Source organism: Bacillus sp. FSL L8-0199 (assembly GCF_038005705.1).
GTDB classification, from domain to species: Bacteria; Bacillota; Bacilli; order Bacillales; family Bacillaceae_G; genus Bacillus_A; species Bacillus_A cereus.
In genome coordinates, this window is the sequence record NZ_JBBOTS010000001.1 from 4,550,766 (window position 1) to 4,566,322 (window position 15,557).

Genomic DNA, 15,557 nt, shown 5'->3' on the forward strand with positions numbered 1-15,557 from the left:
TAAGGGAGGGAGAAAAAAATGATACAAGCTACTATGAATTTTTATTGTATACTTTACTTATCAATAAAAGGGGGTATCTGAATGTTTGAATATAAATTCGTAAAAGTCGAATTACATTGGGGGTTCACTCGCTCAAAACCAGCTGAAGACTACCAAGAAATTATTCAAGAACATGCTAGAGATGGCTGGAGGTTCGTACAGATTGTTGCCCCTACGATTGGCAGTTCTGGACAACCTGAATATTTCGACCTCATATTTGAAAAGAAAATATCACTATAATACAAAAGAGCAAGCTTCTCAGCTTGCTCTTTTACTTATGACGACGGTTTTTCCCACCAATTGGAATTGGTTTCGCTAAATATTTAATTCGTTCCATAATACGTGCTGCCTTCATTTCTTCAGCCTCACCACGCTGCGTATACGTTAAATGGTGTTCCAGTTGTTTAAAATCAAAATTAGACGTAAAGAACGTCGGTAAGTTTTCTAACATACGGAATTGCAAGATTGCACCAAGCACATCGTCACGCACAAAGCTTGACATCGCTTCTGCCCCGATATCGTCTAACATTAAAACTTGTACGCGTTTAACCGCATCAATCTTTTCACCAATCGAATTATCTTGAATTGAACTTTTAATTTCACGTAAAAATTCCGGGAAGTATACGAGCATCGAACTTATTTTCTTTCGAGCAAGCTCGTTCGCTATTGCTCCTAAAAGGTACGTTTTTCCTACACCAAATTTACCGTACAAATATAAACCTTGTGCTTTTTTACCTGGTTCATATGTACTTAAAAATTCATTCGCTGCACCAATTGCATCGATACGTGCATTTAAATCAGAAGGGTCTAAGTTTTCCATAGTTGCCTGCAAAATATCCGTTGGCATATATACACTTTGAACGAGTTTTTCATATTTCTTTCTCTCGTCATGCGCTACTTTTCTAACGCAGCGATCGTATTGAATATCAATCATCTTCCCTTGAATAACAAGCTTTGGCTCATAACCTTGCAGCATATTTTTACATGAACCTAAATCCGGACAATCCACGCAACCTACACTTTGTCCAATATATTCATATAACTTCACAAGACTGCGCTCAATCATAGAAGTCGTTACTTCACCCTTATGTTCGTCTATAAATTCTTTCACACGCGGATGCGCCATTACTTCTGCCTTTAATACTTCATATCTATTTTTAAAGTTTTCATTTTCCATTAATTTTGCAAATGAATTTTGAATATGCTCCATTTTCTCACCTCAAAGAGCGTTCATTCTCTTCTATTAATCACGCTTATATTTTTTTAACACTTCTTCTAGTCGTTTTCTTTCATCTTCTAGCGTACTTGCATTTTTTTCTACACTTATATCTTTCTTCTCTGTTTCTTTCTCTTGTTCTTTCGACTCTTCTTCCTTAAGCCAATCTGGCACCATTTCTTTCCGCACCGTTTTCTTCGCCGTACGGCCTTTTTTCTTCGTCTCAGCCCACTCTTGATATTGACGGTTCTCTTCTTTCGCTAACGCCATCGCGTCCGCTACTGTACCGACCTTTTTACGTGCCCAATGCCCAGCAATCTTCTCGACATACGTTTTCGCAAGTTTCATATCTGAGCGTAGCATAACGTAATAAATAAGTACATTCACAACTCCTGGTGTCAATTTTTGATTAATCATGACATCTTCAACGATCTGCAAGTCCGCTTTCGTTGCCTCTGCACCACCAGAAATCTCTTTCAATAGTTGTTTTGGCGAGATTTCCTCTAGCTGCTTTATTAGCATCTCCTCTTGCGATGAAGGCTCTTTCTCTTTCATCGTACGTGCAGCATGAGGCTGTACTCTTTCACTTAATACCGGTAATGCTTGACCATTTTCAAATTGATACCAATCGCGCGCTCCTTTTCTAAGCCTTTCCGTATCAATTGTTTGCATCTCTGTCACTGCACCAAGAACGATATTTTGCATCGATAACACATCTACACCATACACGTAAGCAAGTGTTATAACGCAGTCTCTCACTTGATCTGTAATCGCCTTTTTAGGAACAAGAGCGGACAATCCATCTACAAATAAAGAGAAATCAAAGAAATCATTCCAAACTTTCGGAGCGTCTCCCTTCTCGTTACTTGGCATAGTTGTCGTTTTTGGAATACGAAGATCTTCTTGCGCATGCTCAAGCTGTCCTGGATTAAACGAACCAAACACATCATTGAAAGAACGCGTAACATTTTCATAAGAAGCAAAATCCAATTCTTCTTCTAAGAAATATTGCTTTACTTGATTATATTTTGTCCGGCTCAATCGATTGTATAAAAAGATACTTAAAACAATATCATCAAAAAACTGCTTCGGAGATAAAGGTGGTTGCAACTCATATATGAACATTCGAATATCTTTTTCTTTCTTAATATATACCTTCAATAGCCCAATTGCCTCTAACTTTACTCGTTCTTCATATATTTCAGGAAGTTGCATTTGCATAGTCACCATAAGGAAATGATGCGTATTCTCTTTTCCAAATACACGATCTTGCTCTAGCTCTCCCCATAGTGTCATGTATAAGCTAAAAGCTCTACTACCTATTAACGGCTGATACAACATCGTTAACACTTTTCGGTCGTAATTGTGCAGTAGCCCTTTCGCACTTACTTTATAACGATCAATCGGCAATAGCTCCATCCATGACTGTTTTTCCATTCTTGCTTTTCCTTTCTCTCATCCAATCTATCCTCTACTTCATTCGTTCTATCTTCATTATATAAATTCTTAGTGAAAAAGAGCTATTAGCTTGCGCTTCTAGCTCTCTTATCCTATTACTTACGGTATGTAAAGAGAATAAAATACAACTTCTACTCTCTTTCTTTTTGCAGTATATCTTTTAATTCTTCAATAAATACATTTAAATCTTTAAATTGACGATATACAGAAGCAAAACGTACGTAAGCAACATCATCAATATCGCGAAGTTCTTCCATGACAATTTCACCAATCATATCACTTTTCACTTCTGATATACCTAAATTACGCAGTTCACGTTCCACGCTTTGTGTTACTTCTTCTAATTGTCTTAAAGATACTGGTCTTTTTTCACACGCTTTAATTAAACCACGTAAAATCTTTTCTTTATTAAACTCTTCTCGTGTGCCTTCTTTTTTTACAACGATAAGAGGTGACTCTTCTACCCTTTCAAAGGTCGTAAAGCGACTTAAGCAGCTTTCACACTCTCTCCTTCTTCGAATAGAGCGCCCCTCGTCTACCGGACGCGAATCTAACACTCTTGTACCATTATGAGAACAGGATGGACAACGCAATACATTCACTCCTTTACACTATACTCTTTATTTTTCTCTACTCACTTCACCTAAAATATATATACAATATTATATAACTCATTCTAACTCTCTTACCACTTTAAGTTTCAGCGCATCACTTTATCATCTCATCCTTAAAAATAAGATGGTATATAGAGCACTACCTCATTTGCAAGAATCCAATTTATTCAACTAACGAGTACGTTATATTTTTCCTTTTTTATAAACTAAAAAAGAGGTGCATTATACACCTCTTTACATTTTAAATCAATTATGTTCTTTTTTAAAGAGCTTTTGTTTCTCTCTGCTTAATTTCGAAGCTACCAGTGCCTCGAGGAAGCTCGATGCTCTCACGCGTTTTCGCGTTTAAACCTTCTGCAATATATTCTGCAGCAACATTTGGATCAATACGATCCCCACAAGTATAAACATCAATACTCGCGTAACCGTGCTCCGGAAAGCTATGAATTGTTAAATGTGATTCTGAGATAATTACTACTCCACTTACACCTTGTGGTGCAAATTTATGGAAAGCAACCTCACGCACTTCAGCACCAGCTCTTAGTGCTGCATCCACAAATAATTGTTCAATATACGGCATGTCATTAAGCTTGTCGAAATCGCAATCCCAAAGTTCAGCGATCACGTGACGACCCATCGTATCCATAGTATCCATTCTACAGTTCCCCCTTGTAAATTTATTCTAACTGTTCGAATTGAAAACTAATTTGCAATTTGGCTTGCTCCACTACCACGGGGGAAAGTTAGTCCAGAGAGGTCCTAACCCTTTAAGTAGTGACTACGTACCTCAGCTCTTAAGTTTACGAGTGTTAGTATACTTTGTTTATTTTCATTTTGCAACAACAGTTTTTTCGATTTTCTGTCATATTTTCCTCTTTACTTTTCCCTAAAAAAAATAAACGATTCACAAATGCAGTAATCACAACGTTTCGTGGTATGTCCACTTTTTAAAATATACTTATATAATTTTTTCCTTTTCAGAAAAAATTAAAAAAAGAGGGCAAATATTGCCTTGCCCTCTCCTCCCTTATTCACTTAAATGTGTTGCACATTTTCTTGTTTCGCTAACTCTTCAACAACTAACGTTACAAGATCTACAACACGACGAGAATAGCCCCACTCGTTATCATACCAAGCAAGTACTTTCACTTTACGATCACCCATTACCATTGTAGATAAACCATCGATAATAGCTGAATGTGTATTTGTATTAAAGTCGATAGATACTAAAGGCTCTTCGCTGAATTCTACAATACCTTTTAAAGCACCGTTTGCAACAGTTTTGAATGCATCGTTAATAGCTTCTACTGTCACATCGCGTTTTACATCTACTACCAAGTCAACAAGAGACACGTTTGGTGTTGGTACACGAAGTGCCATACCATGAAGTTTTCCGTTTAAATGTGGAAGAACTTTTGCTAGCGCTTTCGCAGCACCTGTCGTTGTCGGAATGATTGATTGTCCGCAAGCACGTGCTCTTCTTAAATCTTTATGTGGGTTATCAATATTTTTTTGGTCATTTGTATAAGCGTGAACCGTCGTCATTAAACCGTTCTCAATTCCAAACTGCTCATCTAACACCTTCACAACAGGCGCTAAACAATTTGTTGTACAAGATGCATTTGAAATAACAGTATGTTTTGTAATATCTAATTGGTCTTCGTTCACACCAACTACAATTGTTACATCTTCATTTTTACCAGGCGCTGTTAAAATAACTTTTTTCGCTCCAGCTTCAACGTGAAGAATTGCTTTTTCTTTTGAATTAAATTTACCAGTTGCTTCAATTACAACTTCAACACCTAAATCTGTCCAAGGCAATTCCTTTGGATCGCGGTTGTTTAAAAGGCGAATCATTTTTCCATCAACTAATAAGTGATCTTCAAATGCTTCTACTGTTCCGTCAAACTTGCCATGAACTGTATCATATTTAATTAAGTGTGCTAACGTTTCAGATGGATAGCTTGCATTGATTGCTACAATTTCGAATGCGCTTTCTTTTATTGCTTGACGAAATACCATTCTCCCAATACGTCCAAATCCATTAATTGCCACACGAGTCATAATATGTTATCCCCCTTGAATGCGTTATACTATTTATCTCCAATCCCAATAATAGTATAACACAAAAAGGAGATATGTCACTAAGCATTTTCATTAATTTCACAATTTTTTAGTCAATAATGTTCCACTTCCTTAAAATTACCTGCAATTGTGTTTTCGTTCCCATAATTGTGCCATCATTATTTATCACTTCATCTGCATTTTTCACTTTTTCTTCTAACGGCATTTGAGATTGAATACGAGCTGTTGCTTCTTCTTCTGAAAAGTTATTTCGTTTCATCAAACGTTCTAATTGCGTATGCGGCTTAACCGCTACAACTAAAATGCGGTCAACGAGACTTGTTAATTTGCTTTCAAATAAGAGAGGAATATCTAACACAACCGCTTGCATACCTTCTTTTATGTACATTTCCTTTTGCCTATTCATTTCCTCACGTACTGCAGGATGAACAATTTTATTTAACTGCAATCGTTTTTCTTCATTATAGAAAACGACACTTCCTAGTTTTGGACGATCTAGTTCTCCATCTTCTTGTAACACTTCCGTTCCAAATACTTCTACTATTTTGTTATATGCTGGTTTTCCTCGCTCTACAACTTCTCGTGCAATAATATCTGCATCAATTACTGGTATACTCAGTTCACGAAACATTTGAGATACTGTACTTTTTCCGCTTGCAATGCCTCCTGTTAATCCAATTACTACTGTCATCATAATCCTCCTCATAATAAAAGGCGCGAAACTAATGTTCCACGCCCATACTTACATTTTCCAAATTCCAATAATAATGAGTAATACTCCAGGCAGGAATGTGAATTTTTGTAACCACTTCATATTCGATAAAACCGTTCCAAGTTTCATTCCAATAAATAAAAACAAAGAACTCATAATTGCAACTAATATCGCCATCATAGCGGGTGTATACCCTAATAAAGATGCACCAATTCCGGCACCAAATGAGTCTACAGAAAGAGCGATACCAAGAAGCAATGCTTCTCCTGCAGAAATGGTGCCTGATTTATCAAAATCTGCTACAGTCGGTTTCCGTAAAATTTGAATCACTAGCCCTAGCGAGGCAATCTCTAATTTCCAGACCTTCTCCTCTTGCTTCGGTTCTTCTTTTTTCTCACTTCGAAAAAATTGATATAATACCCAAATCCCTATTCCAATAAGAACGAGCCCACCGATACGCGTTGCGATAACAGGTGAAAATACTTTCGCGATCATATGTCCAATTCCCATTGAAACAAGCATAACAGCCGCTGAACACATTCCGATAATTATAATTGATCTTAGTGGAATTCTTACGCTTCTTAAACCATATGTTAGCCCTACACTACAGCTATCCAAGCTTAATGTAAAAGCTAATAAAATAAGAGATAAATAAAGGTACATCGGTAAGCTCCTCCCTTATACATAGCTCTGCTGTATGTATATGACAAATGCCTATCCGATGTTATCTCTTTTCTATATTCTAGGCTGACAAATTGGGCAGTAATGCGTTCCTCGCCCGCCAACAACTGTTTTTTCTAATATCGTACCGCAAGTTACACACGGTTCTCCTTTTTTTCCGTATACATTTAGGAGTTCTTGGAACGAACCAATTTGCCCTTGTGAGTTGATATACGTTCGAATTGTACTTCCGCCACGCTTCACCGCTTCGCTTAGCGTTGTAACGGTAGCCTCATAAATTCGCTCAATTTCTTCTACTGTTAAAGACGACGCTTCTCGTTCAGGATGAATTTGAGAACGGAATAAAACTTCATCTACATATATATTTCCAAGCCCTACTAAAAGACGCTGGTCCAATAGCACAACTTTTATTTTACGATTCGTCTTTTTCAATCTTTCTTGTAAATACTGCGTTGTCAATTCCGCATCAAATGGCTCCGGACCTAAGTCAGCAAGAGGCATTTGGTTCATTTCTTCACCTTTCTTAAAGAGATGCATCGTACCAAATTTTCTCACATCTTTATAATGTAATTCCGTTCCATCTGTAAATAAGAAACGGACGTGCGTATGTTTATCAATCAGCTCATCCTCTTGATGTAGTAAAAACTTATCTTCCATACGCAAATGTGAAACAATAACATAATTTGTTACATATAGAAGCAAAAACTTACCCCTTCGCTTTATATTTTCAATCTTCTCGCCTTTTAGCATTTCTTTAAAAATTTCTGCATCATCTGGTCGTTTCACTATTTTTGGATAAGTAACAATAACATCTTCAATCGTTTTTCCTGTTACAAGATTTTCAAGTGTCCGTCTGACATTTTCAACCTCTGGTAATTCAGGCATTTCATCACTTCCTTATTTTGCGTCGTACCAAGTTGGACCGTAAGAATAATCAACTTTCAGCGGAACTGCGAGTTCAATTGCATGCTCCATTACTTCAGGTACAAGCTTCTCTAATTTTTCAATTTCTTCTTTTGGCGCTTCAAATATCAATTCATCGTGTACTTGCAGAAGAAGACGTGCTTGTAATCCTTCTTCTTCTAAACGATCCGCCATAATAATCATCGCTTTTTTAATAATATCTGCGGCAGTACCTTGAATTGGTGTATTCATCGCTGTACGCTCAGCGAAGCTACGTAAATTGAAATTACGACTCGTAATTTCTGGAATATAACGGCGACGATTTAATAATGTAGCCACATATCCTTTTTGTTTCGCATCTTTTACGATGTCCTCCATGTATTCTTGTACACCAGGGAAACTTTCTAAATACTTTTCAATAAATTCCGCTGCTGCTTTTCTTGTAATTCCTAAGTTTTGTGAAAGACCATAATCACTAATACCATATACAATTCCGAAGTTAACAGCTTTCGCTTGTCGTCTCATATTTGAAGTTACTTCATCTTTTTCAACGCCAAATACATCCATAGCTGTTTTCGTATGAATATCCATATCATGTTGGAATGCTTCAACTAGCCCTTTATCATTTGCAATATGAGCTAATACACGCAGTTCGATTTGTGAATAATCAGCCGCATACATAATCCATCCTTCTTCTGACGGAACAAATGCCTGACGAATCTTTCTTCCTTCTTCTAATCGAATCGGGATATTTTGCAAGTTCGGATCCGTTGAACTTAATCGACCTGTTTGCGTTAACACTTGATTAAAGCGAGTATGAATTTTAGATGAATCTTCATGTACAACTTTCAGTAAACCTTCAATGTAAGTTGAATTTAGTTTTCCTAATTGACGATAATGTAAAATATTTGGAATAATTTCATGGTGATTCATAAGCTTATCTAGTACATCAGCTGACGTAGAATAACCTGTTTTCGTCTTTTTAATAACCGGCAAGTTTAAGTTCTCAAACAGAATAACACCAAGCTGCTTCGGTGAATTAATATTAAATTCTGTTCCCGCAAGCTTATAAATTTCCTGTTCCATTTCCTTTAATCTACCCGCAAGTTCTTCTCCCATATTACGAAGACGCTCTGTATCAACTTTTACACCCTTTACTTCCATATCAGCTAATACACGTGCAAGCGGCAATTCTAACTCTGTAAACAGTTCATATTGCTCATTCTTCTTTAACTCTTCAACGAATGTTTGCTTTACATCATATAATACATGCACTTTACGAGCCACATGCTCCGCTACTACCTCTAACTTTGGAACAGCACGCTTCGCACCTTTTCCGTAAACTTCTTCATCAGATTTCACAGCATGCGTTTCTTTCATTTTCGCTACAGTACGGAAGTCTTTATCCGTATCAGCTGGATCAAGTAAATAAGCAGCGATTAATAGATCAAAGTCAATCCCTTGCATATCTATCCCATTCCATTTCAGTGCAACGATTGCACGCTTCGCATCAAATGTATGCTTTCTCATTTCTCCATCTGCAAGCCACTCTTTAAAAGCATCTGACTTAAGAGCAATGTCTGTCTGAATAAAGTAACATCCATTTTCATTTTGAATACCGAAACCTTGAATGTCTGCTTTATGATAGTTATCTTCTTGTACTTCAACGATAAGCGCACTATCTTGCTGAAGCATTTCTTCTGTAACTTCTTCCACAATATCAAATGTAATATCATCTAATTCAGCTGGAGCAGTTTCTTCTGGCGTAACGCCTAATTTATTTAAAAGAGATGTAAATCCTAAACTCTCGAACATTGGAATGACATCACTTGCTTCATATCCTTTATACGCCATATCATCCACATGAACTGTAATCGGCGCATCTGTAATAATAGTTGCAAGATCCTTACTCATAAGAGCTTGTTCTTTATTTTCTTCCAGTTTTTCTTTTAATTTCTTCCCACTTACTTGATCTATATTTTCATACACCGCTTCAACCGTTCCAAACTGTGTTAACAATTTAATTGCCGTTTTTTCACCAACTCCTGGTACACCCGGTATATTATCTGACTGGTCTCCCATTAAACCTTTCATATCGATAATTTGCTTTGGTGATAAGCTGTATTTTTCAAATAAAGCTTCTTTCGTATATTCATCCACTTCTGTAATCCCTTTTCGCGGAATACATACAAGCGTGTTATCAGAAACAAGTTGAAGTAAATCTTTATCTCCTGAAATAACTTTTACACTTGCCCCTTGCTCACTCGCTTCTTTCGCTAACGTTCCCATGATGTCATCCGCTTCATAATTTTCTAATTCATAACGCGGTACATTGAACGCATCCAGCATCTCCCGAATAAACGGGAACTGCTCTGATAATTCAGGTGGAGTCTTTTGACGCCCTCCTTTATACTCACTATACGTTTTATGACGGAACGTTGTTTTGCCTGCATCAAACGCCACTAACATATGAGTTGGCTTTTCTTCCTCTAATATTCTCATTAACATCATTGTAAAACCGTAAATTGCGTTCGTATGTATACCTTTGTCGTTATTTAAAAGCGGTAGTGCAAAGAAAGCACGATACGCGATATTATTACCATCTACTAATACGACCTTTTTTTCCAAAATTAAAACCTCCCCATACAAATTTGAAATGATTTTTTTCACAGAAAAAAACCGTTCCTTTCCTCTCTCTATATTAACATGACTAATAGAGAGAAGAAAAATAACGGCTATTTTCTTTCATATATAAAACAGACTTATATTGGCATAAAGGGAAGTGACGAGAACAGCTTAACTATTCTCGTCCAAAATTACTCCTTGGATGAAGGGGTTTTCATGTATTATATTAACAGAGCTTTATTAATATTTAATTAAGCCATTGTTAATATATTGTAAACATCCTTCATCCTATTTTTCAGTTGCTGATTTCGGTAAAACAACTGTAAACGTTGTCCCTTCTCCAACTTCACTATCTACTGTAATCGTACCTTGATGCGCCTCAACTAAATGCTTTACGATCGACAATCCAAGGCCGGTACCACCAGTATTTCTACTTCTTGCTTTATCCACCCGGTAGAAACGTTCAAAAATACGCGGAATTTCCTCTTTACTAATACCAATTCCAGTATCCGATACTTTTATATAAGCATTATATTTATCTTCCGCTAACTCTACTGAAACAACGCCTCCAGCCGGTGTATATACGATTGCGTTATTAATTAAATTAATAAAGATTTGTTTCAAACGACTTGGATCTCCAATAACAGAGGCACGTTTTAATACATTCACTTGTAAAGAGATTTCTTTTTCTCCTGCTTTATTATCAAGCACCATATGAATATCTTCAAGCAGCCCCTTCATGTCAACGGTTCCCATATTTAATTTAAATCCTTGTTGTTCGATCTTCGACAAATCTAATAAATCTTCAATTAATCCTTGCATGCGCTCACTTTCTTTTAAAATAATGTGCAAGAAATGTTCGCAGAATTTTTTATTATCCATCGCTCCGTCTAAGAGTGTTTCTGAAAAACCTTTAATAGAAGTAATCGGTGTCTTTAATTCATGAGAAACATTCGCTAAAAAGTCTTTTCTCATTTGTTCTAATTTCTTTAACTCTGTTATGTCATGGAATACGAGAACAATCCCTTTCCATTCATGGTTTGTCCCGATAATAGGCGCTCCATATACTTCGAAATGCTTCCGTTCAATTCCAAGTGGTAATAACATTTGTTTACGCACTTTCACTTCTGTCATAAAGATTTCTTCTACAAGCTCAATAATTTCTGTATGATGAAACGATTCATAATATAAGCGATCTAAATATTCTTCATCTGTTACGTGGAAAGTTTCCTTATAAGAGCGGTTTACAAGGTTTATATATCCTCGGCTATCAATTAAAATCATTCCGCTTCCCATATTTTCAATTAACGTATGCAGACGATCTTGCTGCATTTCTTGTTCAAGTGTCATCTCTTGTAAATTTCGTGCTAAAATATTAATCGCTTTACTCAGCATTCCTGTTTCATCCGAATGACTTTCGTATGCACGTGCTTTATAATTACCCTTTGCCAATTCAATTGCAACTTTCGTAACCGATTCAATTGGCCTAATATATTGCCCTGTAATTTTCATACCTAAAAATACAACTACGAGACAAGCAATGACAAATCCGATAATTAATAATCCCCACGTTTTTTGATGTACGTCTCTTAAAGGATCAATTATACTTTTCACCAAAATGTATCCTTGTTTTCCTTCTACATCTTGAACGAACACCGCATGATAAAATTCATTCTTTCGATCCGTTTCTTTCGTAATTACTTTACTTCGTTGTTTTGCCACTTCCGAAGAAAGTTCTTTAATCGTCTCTGGACTAAATGCCAATTCTTGTCCTTTTCTATATTGAACTTTCTTTTTTTCATCCAAAAATACGATAGAAGCTGGTATTTTTTCTTCTAACTTTTCAAATACGTATGGATTTTTTAAGACATTATTAAAACCTTGCTCTTCTGCTAACGTCGCAACATACTCCGTCTCTTTTACCATTCTCTCTTTAGCATGATCTATATAGTAGTTTTCAAACACAGTTTCTAGTAATAAACCTAGTCCAACTAAAATAAATACAATAAGAGAAACAAATGTAAAAAGAAGCCTGGAACGAAATTTATTCATTCCCTTTTGGCTCCTCTAATTTATATCCTAAACCACGTATCGTTTTAATGTACGTCGGTTTTTTCGTATTTTGTTCAATTTTATCGCGCAAATGGCTAATATGAACATCAACAATTCGTGTATCACCAGCAAAATCATAATTCCATACAGCACTTAATAATTGATCACGTGTCAACACGCGACTTTTATTTTTCGCAAGATACACAAGTAGTTCAAATTCTTTTGGTGTTAATTCAAGCTTTCTTCCTTGGAAATAAGCCTCATAAAACTCCGGTAAAATTTTAAGTTCTGCAATTGTAATGCTATCTTCATCTGGCGCTTCTGCAACTTGTTCTTCTTGTTGTAATTTCGTGCGGCGCAAAATTGCCTTCACACGAGCAACAACTTCTCTTGGACTAAATGGTTTCGTCATATAATCATCTGCCCCAAGTTCAAGGCCTAGCACCTTATCAAACTCATCATCTTTTGCCGTTAACATTAAAATCGGCGTCATAACGCGCTGCAATCGTAATTCTTTACACACTTCCATACCATCCATTTTCGGAAGCATTAAATCTAATATAATTAAATCTGGGCGTTCTGTTGTCGCTTTTTGAAGCGCCATTTCTCCATCCATCGCTGTTATAACTTCAAACCCAGCTTGTTGTAAATTAAATTCGATTAAAGTTAAGATAAATTCCTCATCATCAACTACTAAAATACGATTGTTCATTCTTTTCCTCCAAGTTATAGACTTGAAACCTTCTTCATCCTAGTATTTTCCCCGTTATTCTCATCATACTAGAAAACAAGGTCCCTCTCAATATAATTGTCTATTCATGGAGATCGTTTGTGTAGAATTGAGAAAATAGACTTAATTACGCTTCACCTGCAACTACACAGGATTTTGCCAAATTTTATAGATTGCTCTCTCTTCGTTAAAGCTCACTTCCGTATGAACTATAAAGTGAAACTTTAATCAGTGGGGGGGTGTTCATTCCCCACTGATTATTAGTTGAATCAATCGGGCTTTTACGGGCAGTTGATTCCCCACCTAACTTCTTTGCTTTCGCTGAATTTTGAGGTGGGATCTTACTGCCCGTTAATGCGGGATAAAATCTTGATTTTGCGCTAAGAACAACGAAAGAGCATACGCTATTTTATAATCTGGTGTTTCATATCCATCAAATACTCTCCCGTACATTTCATTCACAAACCCGTCTGCCCACACTTCAGCTTCTCTTACCGTTTCAAAGATCACTCTTCTCTTTTCCACCTCACCTAAAAAACCACTCCTTTAATTGACTTCAATTACCGATAATAATATTATTAATCTTAATATATAAATTAATAATATTTGGAGGTCTATTATGCGACTAATACTATCCATTCTATCTTTAGCAGTCACATGTATCCTTGCTTTTAACGCTCCTAGCTGGGATACGATTAAAACGGGTTGCTCAGAATTTGCTGAAGGGTTCAAAGAAGGGTTTTTCAACTAAAAATAGCGCTAGCATCCCTATTAAAGGTATGCTAGCGCTATTTTTATTTTCATCTTTTAAAAGTTATCTAATGCTTTTTCCATAATGGAAACAGATTTATAAGGTGGCGTTACTGTTAATGAACCCTTTACAACAGTTTCTCCTTTTTCATCATGAGCAGATACAAGCATATCAATTGTATGTTCCTCCTCAGAAACAGCCACAACTTCAAAGTGGATTTGTAACGTTTCATAATGGTGAACATGTTTCACGAATGTAAGGTCCTTTCTCGTAATATGACTTCCTGGACCCGGTAAATATTTCGTAACTGCCGTTGTAATCATTCCCGTTAGCATAATGCTTGGTACAATCGGCTTTTCATACGGAGTTTGGGATGCGTAATCATGCTGAATATATAATGGATTGGCATCATTCGTTAACCCTAAGTACAATAACAAATCTTTATCCTCAATTTTTTCAGTGATAGATAATTTCTCTCCTACTGTAATTTCATCCATTTTACGACCAATTTGAACTTTTTTCTTTAACATGTTACAACCCCCTCCGATTTTTTCACCTTATTATCCTACTAAAAGCGATACCTTATCCGAAATTTACTATGATGAGGGCAATATATAGTATAAATCTACAGTTTCATTATAGGATATTACAAATGATAGCGTTTTCATATTATTTCAAAAAAACAATTCGGTAAATAGTAGAAAAAGATTCGGAATCCCGAATCTTTTTCACTACTATTCAATTATTAAACAAGAACTTTCATTACGTTACGTACAGATTCTACAGAGCGATCTAACGCTTCTTTTTCATCTGCAAGAAGTTCTAATTCAATAATTTTTTCAATTCCGTTACCACCTAGAATTACTGGTACCCCTAAGTAAAGGTCACTATAACCATACTCACCTTCAAGGTACGCAATAGCCGGTAATACACGGCGTTGATCTTTTAAGATTGCTTCTGTCATTTCAACTAAAGAAGCTGCTGGTGCGTAATATGCACTACCGTTTCCTAATAAGCCTACAATCTCACCGCCACCTTTACGTGTACGTTCTACGATTGCTTCTAAACGCTCTTTCGGAATTAACGTTTCTAACGGAATACCGCCTGCATAAGAATAACGCACAAGAGGTACCATGTCGTCACCGTGTCCACCAAGAACAAATCCTGTAATATCTTTTACAGAAAGATTTAATTCTTGTGCGATGAATGTACGGAAACGAGCTGTATCTAATACACCCGATTGACCGATAACACGCTCTTTCGGGAATCCTGCTTCTTTAAATACAGAATATGTCATTGCATCAACTGGATTTGTTAACACAACAATAATTGCATTTGGTGAATGTTTTGCAATGTCGCGCGTAATACTTTTCATAATTTTAGAGTTTGTTGCTACTAAGTCATCACGGCTCATACCAGGCTTACGTGCAATACCTGCTGTAATAACGACAACGTCAGAATCAGCAGTATCTGCGTAATCAGATGTTCCAATAATGTTAGCATCAAAACCTTGTACTGGGCTCGCTTCTAACATATCTAACGCTTTCCCTTTTGTTGGATTTTCCAGTTGTGGAATGTCCACTAATACAACATCTGCAAGTTCTTTTTGTGCTAATAAGAATGCCGTTGTTGCTCCTGTAAATCCTGCACCGATGACTGAAACCTTCTTGCGTTTGATTGTCATAATTTAC

The 15,557-nt window shown here is 36.4% G+C and carries 16 protein-coding genes; 2 read left to right on the plus strand and 14 right to left on the minus strand.

Annotated elements, in window-relative coordinates; translation table 11 throughout:
• Positions 1-81 precede the first annotated feature (81 nt).
• Entirely contained in the window at positions 82-279 is a 198-nt protein-coding gene (locus NST86_RS23450; protein ID WP_000464457.1) for a DUF4177 domain-containing protein, read from the plus strand.
• A gap of 31 nt (positions 280-310) precedes the next feature.
• Here the strand turns inward: NST86_RS23450 and dnaI are convergent, their stop codons facing one another.
• The 12 genes from dnaI to NST86_RS23510 all read right to left on the minus strand — a co-directional run bounded on the left by dnaI (position 311) and on the right by NST86_RS23510 (position 13,625).
• Positions 311-1,249, minus strand: a complete 939-nt coding sequence (gene dnaI / locus NST86_RS23455; RefSeq protein ID WP_000400104.1) for a primosomal protein DnaI — start codon at positions 1,247-1,249, stop codon at positions 311-313.
• Between the two features lie 33 nt (positions 1,250-1,282).
• Positions 1,283-2,692 (minus strand): replication initiation and membrane attachment family protein, encoded by a 1,410-nt coding sequence (locus NST86_RS23460; RefSeq protein ID WP_061663241.1) that lies wholly within the window; start codon positions 2,690-2,692, stop codon positions 1,283-1,285.
• Positions 2,693-2,844: 152 nt separating this feature from the next.
• Positions 2,845-3,306: a transcriptional regulator NrdR gene (gene nrdR / locus NST86_RS23465; protein WP_001203687.1), complete on the minus strand. Its 462-nt coding sequence runs from the start codon at positions 3,304-3,306 to the stop codon at positions 2,845-2,847.
• A gap of 283 nt (positions 3,307-3,589) precedes the next feature.
• Positions 3,590-3,973 (minus strand): adenosylmethionine decarboxylase, encoded by a 384-nt coding sequence (speD, locus tag NST86_RS23470; protein WP_002003660.1) that lies wholly within the window; start codon positions 3,971-3,973, stop codon positions 3,590-3,592.
• Between the two features lie 389 nt (positions 3,974-4,362).
• Positions 4,363-5,391 carry a glyceraldehyde-3-phosphate dehydrogenase gene (locus NST86_RS23475; RefSeq protein ID WP_000198974.1) on the minus strand — a complete coding sequence of 343 codons (1,029 nt, stop codon included), beginning with the start codon at positions 5,389-5,391 and terminating at the stop codon, positions 4,363-4,365.
• 109 nt (positions 5,392-5,500) lie between these two features.
• Positions 5,501-6,103 (minus strand): dephospho-CoA kinase, encoded by a 603-nt coding sequence (gene coaE, locus NST86_RS23480; protein WP_000219316.1) that lies wholly within the window; start codon positions 6,101-6,103, stop codon positions 5,501-5,503.
• 51 nt (positions 6,104-6,154) lie between these two features.
• Entirely contained in the window at positions 6,155-6,787 is a 633-nt protein-coding gene (gene ytaF, locus NST86_RS23485) for a sporulation membrane protein YtaF (protein ID WP_016118705.1), read from the minus strand.
• Between the two features lie 72 nt (positions 6,788-6,859).
• Positions 6,860-7,690 carry a DNA-formamidopyrimidine glycosylase gene (mutM, locus tag NST86_RS23490; protein WP_340934480.1) on the minus strand — a complete coding sequence of 277 codons (831 nt, stop codon included), beginning with the start codon at positions 7,688-7,690 and terminating at the stop codon, positions 6,860-6,862.
• Between the two features lie 12 nt (positions 7,691-7,702).
• Complete coding sequence (polA, locus tag NST86_RS23495; RefSeq protein WP_000412803.1) at positions 7,703-10,336, minus strand: DNA polymerase I; 2,634 nt, start codon at positions 10,334-10,336, stop codon at positions 7,703-7,705.
• A 285-nt stretch (positions 10,337-10,621) separates the two neighbouring features.
• A complete protein-coding gene (phoR, locus tag NST86_RS23500; protein WP_001032108.1) occupies positions 10,622-12,385 on the minus strand; it encodes a sensory box histidine kinase PhoR in 1,764 nt (587 codons plus the stop codon).
• The gene (gene phoP / locus NST86_RS23505; RefSeq protein ID WP_001065220.1) at positions 12,378-13,097 is read right to left on the minus strand and encodes a two-component system response regulator PhoP; all 720 of its coding nucleotides are present in this window, start codon (positions 13,095-13,097) and stop codon (positions 12,378-12,380) included. The genes phoR and phoP overlap by 8 nt, the downstream gene beginning before the upstream one ends.
• 369 nt (positions 13,098-13,466) lie before the next feature.
• Positions 13,467-13,625, minus strand: coding sequence for a hypothetical protein (locus NST86_RS23510; protein ID WP_016118707.1), 159 nt, complete (start codon positions 13,623-13,625; stop codon positions 13,467-13,469).
• A gap of 109 nt (positions 13,626-13,734) precedes the next feature.
• Here NST86_RS23510 and NST86_RS23515 point away from each other — a divergent pair, with 109 nt between their 5' ends.
• Entirely contained in the window at positions 13,735-13,866 is a 132-nt protein-coding gene (locus NST86_RS23515) for a hypothetical protein (protein WP_001237022.1), read from the plus strand.
• 56 nt (positions 13,867-13,922) lie between these two features.
• Here NST86_RS23515 and NST86_RS23520 read toward each other — a convergent pair whose 3' ends face one another.
• The gene (locus tag NST86_RS23520; RefSeq protein WP_000914181.1) at positions 13,923-14,396 is read right to left on the minus strand and encodes a MaoC family dehydratase; all 474 of its coding nucleotides are present in this window, start codon (positions 14,394-14,396) and stop codon (positions 13,923-13,925) included.
• A gap of 215 nt (positions 14,397-14,611) precedes the next feature.
• Positions 14,612-15,550 carry a malate dehydrogenase gene (gene mdh / locus NST86_RS23525; RefSeq protein WP_000153232.1) on the minus strand — a complete coding sequence of 313 codons (939 nt, stop codon included), beginning with the start codon at positions 15,548-15,550 and terminating at the stop codon, positions 14,612-14,614.
• Between the last annotated feature and the right edge of the window lie 7 nt (positions 15,551-15,557).

Bases quoted from the DNA above. Each gene is read 5' to 3' on its own strand.
- NST86_RS23450 (WP_000464457.1), top strand. From the start codon at position 82: ATGTTTGAATATAAATTCGTAAAAGTCGAATTACATTGGGGGTTCACT.
- dnaI (WP_000400104.1), bottom strand. From the start codon at position 1,249: ATGGAGCATATTCAAAATTCATTTGCAAAATTAATGGAAAATGAAAAC.
- NST86_RS23460 (WP_061663241.1), bottom strand. From the start codon at position 2,692: ATGGAAAAACAGTCATGGATGGAGCTATTGCCGATTGATCGTTATAAA.
- speD (WP_002003660.1), bottom strand. From the start codon at position 3,973: ATGGATACGATGGGTCGTCACGTGATCGCTGAACTTTGGGATTGCGAT.
- NST86_RS23475 (WP_000198974.1), bottom strand. From the start codon at position 5,391: ATGACTCGTGTGGCAATTAATGGATTTGGACGTATTGGGAGAATGGTA.
- coaE (WP_000219316.1), bottom strand. From the start codon at position 6,103: ATGACAGTAGTAATTGGATTAACAGGAGGCATTGCAAGCGGAAAAAGT.
- ytaF (WP_016118705.1), bottom strand. From the start codon at position 6,787: ATGTACCTTTATTTATCTCTTATTTTATTAGCTTTTACATTAAGCTTG.
- mutM (WP_340934480.1), bottom strand. From the start codon at position 7,690: ATGCCTGAATTACCAGAGGTTGAAAATGTCAGACGGACACTTGAAAAT.
- phoR (WP_001032108.1), bottom strand. From the start codon at position 12,385: ATGAATAAATTTCGTTCCAGGCTTCTTTTTACATTTGTTTCTCTTATT.
- phoP (WP_001065220.1), bottom strand. From the start codon at position 13,097: ATGAACAATCGTATTTTAGTAGTTGATGATGAGGAATTTATCTTAACT.
- NST86_RS23515 (WP_001237022.1), top strand. From the start codon at position 13,735: ATGCGACTAATACTATCCATTCTATCTTTAGCAGTCACATGTATCCTT.
- NST86_RS23520 (WP_000914181.1), bottom strand. From the start codon at position 14,396: ATGTTAAAGAAAAAAGTTCAAATTGGTCGTAAAATGGATGAAATTACA.
- mdh (WP_000153232.1), bottom strand. From the start codon at position 15,550: ATGACAATCAAACGCAAGAAGGTTTCAGTCATCGGTGCAGGATTTACA.